The sequence below is a fragment of the Pseudomonas sp. PS01270 genome (assembly GCF_029959775.1).
GTDB classification, from domain to species: Bacteria; Pseudomonadota; Gammaproteobacteria; order Pseudomonadales; family Pseudomonadaceae; genus Aquipseudomonas; species Aquipseudomonas atacamensis.
The window spans coordinates 1-6,061 of record NZ_JASCPT010000201.1; the positions used below are offsets into that span (position 1 = coordinate 1).

A 6,061-nucleotide genomic window follows, 5' to 3' on the forward strand; every position below is an offset into this window, starting at 1 on the left:
TCGACTTATTTTTGGGGGGGGGGGGCGGCAAGATGCAAGTACCGCTGGGGATCTTCAGCGACAGTCAGGCCCTCATCGTCGGCAAGCCAACTCCCACAGGATTCATGCCTGGCACAAAACCTGTGGGAGCTGGCTTGCCAGCGATGGGGCCGGTGGCCTCGATACAATTTCCAGCTTCTACACTTTACGGATGACGGTTGCGCACTAAACCCGCAAAATGCAACGATTCCGGCAATTATCGACGACGGTTCCACGAGAACCGTCGCCAAAGCCATCGTTCCAATCAGACTGGGCCTGCTGACTCTATGCGAATGCGCCTTATGTTACTGGGCGGCGGAAATGCCCTTGGGCAGGCGCTGATTCGCCTCGGTGCGGAAGAAGACATCGGTTTCCTCGCCCCCCGCCCGCCCGAAAACGGCTGGGATGCCGCGAGCCTCACCCAATTGCTCGACGACACCCGTCCCGATGCGTTGATCAACCTCGCCTACTATTTCGACTGGTTCCAGGCCGAGAGCGTCAGCGAAAGCCGCATGAGCGGCCAGGAACGCGCCATCGAGCGTCTGGCCGAACTGTGCCAGCACCACAACATTGTCCTTGTGCAACCGTCGAGCTATCGCGTGTTCGACGGCTCGCGGGCCACGGCCTACAGCGAAAAAGACGAACCGGTGCCGCTGGGCCTGCGCGGTCAGGCCTTGTGGCGCATCGAGCAAAGCGTGCGCGCGACCTGCCCGCAACATGTGCTGCTGCGTTTCGGCTGGCTGCTCGACGACAGCCCGGACGGCACCCTCGGGCGCTTCCTCGCCCGTGCGGAAAAACCCGAAGAGTTGCTGCTGGCCGATGATCGTCGCGGCAATCCGACTCCGGTCGATGACGCCGCGCGAGTGATCATCTCCGTGCTCAAGCAACTCGACTGCGCCGCGCCGCTGTGGGGCACTTACCATTACGCCGGCCACGAAGCGACCACACCGCTGGCGCTGGGCCAGGCGATTCTCACCGAAGCACGCAGCCTGCATCCGCTGGCGATCGAAGCGCCGACCGCGCAGGCCCACGCCGCGCGCCCGGACGCCGCCGAAGAACCGCAACACGCAGTGCTGGCCTGCAAGAAAATTCTCCACACTTTCGGGATCAAACCGCGCGCCTGGCGTGCCGCGCTCCCGGGTCTACTGGACAGGTTTTACCGACATGGCTGAAGCAACGGTTCTAATCACCGGCGGCGCCGGATTCATCGGCTCGCACCTGACCGACGCCTTGCTCGCCAAGGGCTATGCGGTTCGCGTGCTCGACGACCTGTCGACCGGCAAGCGCAGCAACCTGCCGCTGGACAATCCCAAGGTCGAACTGGTGGTCGGCGATGTCGCCGATGCCGCTTTGGTCGCCCGCGCCATGCAAGGTTGCAACGCTGTCGCGCATCTGGCGGCCGTGGCCTCGGTGCAGGCCTCGGTGGACGATCCGGTGAAAACCCACCAGAGCAATTTCATCGGCACCCTGAATGTCTGCGAAGCCATGCGCCTGGCCGGGGTCAAGCGGGTGGTGTATGCCTCCAGCGCGGCGGTGTACGGCAACAATGGCGAGGGCGAGTCGATTGATGAAGACACGCCAAAAGCGCCGCTGACACCCTATGCCTCGGACAAACTGGCCGGTGAGCAATACTTCGATTTCTACCGTCGCCAGCATGGCCTGGAACCGGCAATTTTTCGCTTCTTCAACATCTTCGGCCCACGCCAGGATCCGTCCTCGCCGTATTCCGGGGTGATCAGCATTTTCAGCGAGCGCGCCTCGAAGGGTTTGCCGATCACCGTGTTTGGCGATGGCGAGCAGACTCGCGATTTCCTCTATGTCGGTGATCTGGTCGATTTGCTGGTGCAGGCGCTGGAAAAGCCTGATGTACAGGAAGGCGCGGTCAATGTTGGCTGGAATCAGGCGATGAGCCTGAAGCAGATGCTCGAAGCGTTGAAATCGGTAATCGGTGAGTTGCCGCCCGTGAGTTACGGGCCTGCGCGTTCGGGTGATATTCGCCATTCGCGAGCGGATAACCGACGCTTACTGCAGCGCTTTGAAATGCCGCCGCAGACGCCGATGAGTGTGGGCCTGGCGCGCTTGCTCGGGCGCTCCTGAGAAGCCCCTCACCCTAGCCCTCTCCCAAGGGGAGAGGGAACTGACTGAGGTGTTTGTGAGAAGTACGCCGACTTGCGATACCCAGTCGAACTCAGGTTTTGAACAACACACAAATCGGCTCCCTCTCCCCCGGGAGAGGGCTGGGGTGAGGGGCCCGGGCCTCCAACGCCCCACATGACTCAGCACCAAATGAAAAAGGCGCCTTTCAACAGGCGCCTTTTTCACGGCCGGAATATCGCTACTCCTGTGGCGAGGGAACGTTGTCCCCCGATCGACTGCGTACGGTCGTCGTCAGTTCTGTGCCTGCCCGCCACCAAGCCTCATTCACCACCACGTGAACGTTCGGTAAAAATCAGCTTAGAACTTATAGCCCAGACCGACCATGTAGATGAACGGATCGACGTCCACATTTACCCGCGCGCGGGTGCCGGGGGCGACAGCATTGTTCTCGACGGTCGCGCGGGTATCGATATCGATGTAGCGCACTTGGGCGTTGAGCATGATGTTGTCGGTGATCATGTAGTCGGCGCCGACCTGCCAGGCCAGACCCCAGGAGTTTTTAGCCTTGAAGTTGCTGAAACCGTTGGCGCTGGCTTCGCTGCCGACGTGTTCGTCGTAGATCCAGGTGTAGTTGATGCCACCGCCGACATACGGCTGGAAAGCCGATTTCGAATCCAGCGGGTAGTAGACCACGCTGAGGGTCGGCGGCAGGTGTTTCAGGGTGCCGAGCTTGCCGTTGGCGGCGGGCAGGGCGGTGCCCTTGAGCTTGACGTCATGCTCGAACGGCGTGGCTGCCAGCAGTTCGATACCGATGTTGTTGGTGAGCATGTAGGCGAAGTTCAGACCCAGTTGGGTGTCGCTGCTCATGGTCGCCTTGCCGCCCAGATTGGTGCCGCTCAGCGGACCCTGATCGACCTTGACGCTGGAGCTGTCGGCCTTCGGGTTGACGGTGATCGCACCGGCGCGCACGAGGATGTCACCGGCTTCGTGGGCGTGGGCGAGCGGGGCTGCGAGCGCGAGGGCAAACAGCGGGGCGCTGAGCAAGGACTTGTTCATGGGGGCTCCGAAAGGACGTAAAAATTCGATGTCCTAGGGTACGAAGCCGTCTGATACGGTGTTTTGACTCAGCTCAATGAAACAGTGAAGGGGCTGGGTTTCTGTGAAACCTTTGAAGGCCTATTCGCGAGCAGGCTCGCTCCCACACTGATCGAGGCGACCACAAAATTCATGGTCACCACCGAAACCTGTGGGAGCGAGCTTGCTCGCGAAGGGGGCATTTCAAAAGCATAAAATTACCGGGACTCACTCCGGCAGCTCATACGCATAAATCTTCTCCGCCTCCATCTGATACCCGGCATCGGCCAGTTCACTGCTCGAGGCTTTCACCTGCAAAGGTCCTTCAACCCAATACGGCTGATACAGCTCATCGAGCTTCACGCCCAGTTCGCTTTTCACATGGACGATCTGGTTCGACGGCGGTGGCGGTACGTGTATGCAGGCGCCGAAATACGGCACCAGCAAAAAGTCGGTGGTGCGCCCCTCTTCACTGACTTCCAGCGGCACGATGTAACCGGGCAGGCGAATGTTCTGCCCGTCGAGGCTCTTCACTACCGGGGCATTGGGCATGTCCTGTTTTGCCGCCGGCGCGGACTCGGCGGAGAGTGCGTCGCCCATCTTCGACAGATCGTGCAGCGGGGTCATGTTGGGGACTTCCGGCGCGGCGTCCGGCGGGATCATTTCCGACCAGGTCAAGTCTTTCGGCGCCGCCGCCCACACGGGCAGGGCGACCAGCATCAGCAGCGCAAGCAGGGCGCGGGGCATGGTGAACATCCTCATAAACGGATCGACAGGCCATCGGCCAGGGATTGGCGATACGCGCGCCAGGCCGGCACGCTGCCCATCAGCAGCGCGGCCGCCAGAATGCCACCGAGCAGCGTCCATTCATACTCGCTCGGCCATGCCAGCGGCAGGTACAAACCGTAATTGGCCTGCACGTACCCTTGCGCAGCGGCGATGCCGATGTACAGCAGCGCCAGCCCGGCGATCACCCCGGTCAGGGCCAGGGCGAAAGCTTCCAGCACCAGCAGGCTTGCGATGTGCCACGGCCGCGCGCCCACTGAACGCAGAATCGCCATCTCGCGGCGACGTTCGTTGAGGCTGGTGAGAATCGCCGTGAGCATGCCGATCAGCCCCGTCAGCACAACGAACAGCGAGACCACGAACAAGGCTTTCTCGGCCGTGCTCATCAGGCTCCACAATTCCTGCAAGGCCACGCCCGGCAGGATCGCCAGCATCGGTTCGCCACGGTACTCGTTGATCTCGCGCTGCAAGGCGAAGGTGGATATCTTGCTGTTGAGGCCGAGCATGAACGCGGTGATCGCTTGCGGGGTCAGGTCCATGTTGCGCGCCTGATCAGCGCTGATCCGCCCGTTGCCGCGCGCCGGCACACCGTTGTGCCAGTCGATGTGAATCGCCTCCATGCCGCCGAGGCTGATGTGCAACGTGCGGTCCACCGGGGTGCCGGTGCGCTGGAGGATGCCGACCACGGTGAAGGGTTTGTCGTCGTGCTTGACCAGGCTGATCGCCGCCACGCCGTGGGCCAGTACCAGTTTGTCGCCGAGCTTGTAGTGCAGCGCTTCGGCGACTTCGGCACCGAGCACCACTTCGAAAGGATCGGTGGCAAACGCGCGACCCTCGGCCAGCGCCAGGTGCTGCTGGCGCCCGTACTGGTAGTGCTCGAAGTAGGCTTCGGTGGTGCCCATCACGCGATAGCCGCGATGGGAGTCGCCGAGGGACATGGGGATTGCCCACTTCACTTTCGGGTTGTTGGCGAAGTGTTCGAAGCTGTCCCAACGGATGTTGTTGGTAGCGTTGCCGATGCGGAACACCGAATACAGCAGCAGGTTCACCGACCCCGAACGAGCGCCGACGATCAGGTCAGTACCGCTGATGGTGCTGGCGAAACTGGCCTTGGCTTCGGTGCGCACACGCTCGACGGCGAGCAGCAGGCACACCGAAAGAGCAATGGCGAAGGCGGTGAGCAATGCGGTGAAACGGCGGTTGGCCAGGCTGGCCATGGCCAGACGAAACAGATACATCTCAGACCTCGGCAGAAGTGGCGGCGCGATTGAGTTCGGCCAAGGACAGATGACGGTCGAACAGCGGCGCCAGGCTCTGGTCGTGGCTGACGAACAACAGACTCGATCCGGCCTCGCGACACTCGGCAAACAGCAGGCGAATGAAGTTCTCGCGGGCGTCGTAATCCAGTGCCGACGTCGGTTCGTCGGCGATCACCAGTTCCGGTTGGCCGATCAACGCGCGGGCGGCAGCGACCCGTTGTTGCTGGCCGATGGACAAGGAGTCGGCGCGACGACCGAGCAGACTTTCGTCCCTCAAACCCAAGTGCGCGAGCAGGGTGGCGGCGGCCTGATCGACGCTGCCGTGGCGCTGTTTCGCCCGTTGCGCACGCAGTTTCGAGAAGTGACACGGCAGCTCAACGTTCTCGCGCACCGAGAGAAACGGCAGCAGGTTGAATTGCTGGAAAATGTAGCCGGTGTGATCGACGCGAAATGTATCGCGCTTGCCGGCAGAGAGCTCGGTCAGCTCCTGGCCGAGCAGGCGAATGCTGCCGCGACCGGGCTTCTGCACCCCGCCAAGCAGGCCGAGCAGGGTGGTCTTGCCGCTGCCGCTGGGGCCTTTGAGAAACAGGGTTTCGCCGGCTTCCAGACGAAACGCCGGGATGTCCAGTAGCGGCGGGTGACCGGGCCAGTTGAAGCCAAGGTCGGAAAGTTCGATGAGTGCTTGGGTCATGGCACCGATTTTCATGAAGTGAACACATAACCCTGTGGGAGCGAGCCTGCTCGCGAAAGCGCTGGGTCAGACACCCACATGTCAGCTGACACGCCGCCTTCGCGAGCAGGCTCGCTCCCACAGGGGATTTCGGTGG

The 6,061-nt window shown here is 62.0% G+C and carries 7 protein-coding genes; 3 read left to right on the forward strand and 4 right to left on the reverse strand.

The window, feature by feature from the left end; genetic code table 11:
• The 3 genes from QMX86_RS26985 to QMX86_RS26995 form a co-directional block, all read left to right on the forward strand.
• Window positions 1-194: hypothetical protein (locus tag QMX86_RS26985; protein ID WP_282390424.1), on the forward strand; the 194-nt coding region annotated here is incomplete at its 5' end.
• A gap of 111 nt (window positions 195-305) precedes the next feature.
• Window positions 306-1,190 (forward strand): sugar nucleotide-binding protein, encoded by an 885-nt coding sequence (locus QMX86_RS26990; protein ID WP_137215697.1) that lies wholly within the window; start codon window positions 306-308, stop codon window positions 1,188-1,190.
• A complete protein-coding gene (locus tag QMX86_RS26995; protein WP_122705917.1) occupies window positions 1,183-2,115 on the forward strand; it encodes an NAD-dependent epimerase/dehydratase family protein in 933 nt (310 codons plus the stop codon). The genes QMX86_RS26990 and QMX86_RS26995 overlap by 8 nt, the downstream gene beginning before the upstream one ends.
• A gap of 357 nt (window positions 2,116-2,472) precedes the next feature.
• Here the strand turns inward: QMX86_RS26995 and QMX86_RS27000 are convergent, their stop codons facing one another.
• The 4 genes from QMX86_RS27000 to QMX86_RS27015 form a co-directional block, all read right to left on the reverse strand.
• The gene (locus QMX86_RS27000) at window positions 2,473-3,171 is read right to left on the reverse strand and encodes an OmpW family outer membrane protein (RefSeq protein WP_024014503.1); all 699 of its coding nucleotides are present in this window, start codon (window positions 3,169-3,171) and stop codon (window positions 2,473-2,475) included.
• Between the two features lie 246 nt (window positions 3,172-3,417).
• Window positions 3,418-3,936, reverse strand: coding sequence for a DUF3299 domain-containing protein (locus tag QMX86_RS27005; protein ID WP_024014502.1), 519 nt, complete (start codon window positions 3,934-3,936; stop codon window positions 3,418-3,420).
• Between the two features lie 11 nt (window positions 3,937-3,947).
• Window positions 3,948-5,213, reverse strand: a complete 1,266-nt coding sequence (locus tag QMX86_RS27010; RefSeq protein WP_073475735.1) for an ABC transporter permease — start codon at window positions 5,211-5,213, stop codon at window positions 3,948-3,950.
• Window position 5,214: 1 nt separating this feature from the next.
• Window positions 5,215-5,925: an ABC transporter ATP-binding protein gene (locus QMX86_RS27015; protein WP_024014500.1), complete on the reverse strand. Its 711-nt coding sequence runs from the start codon at window positions 5,923-5,925 to the stop codon at window positions 5,215-5,217.
• Window positions 5,926-6,061: the final 136 nt, after the last annotated feature.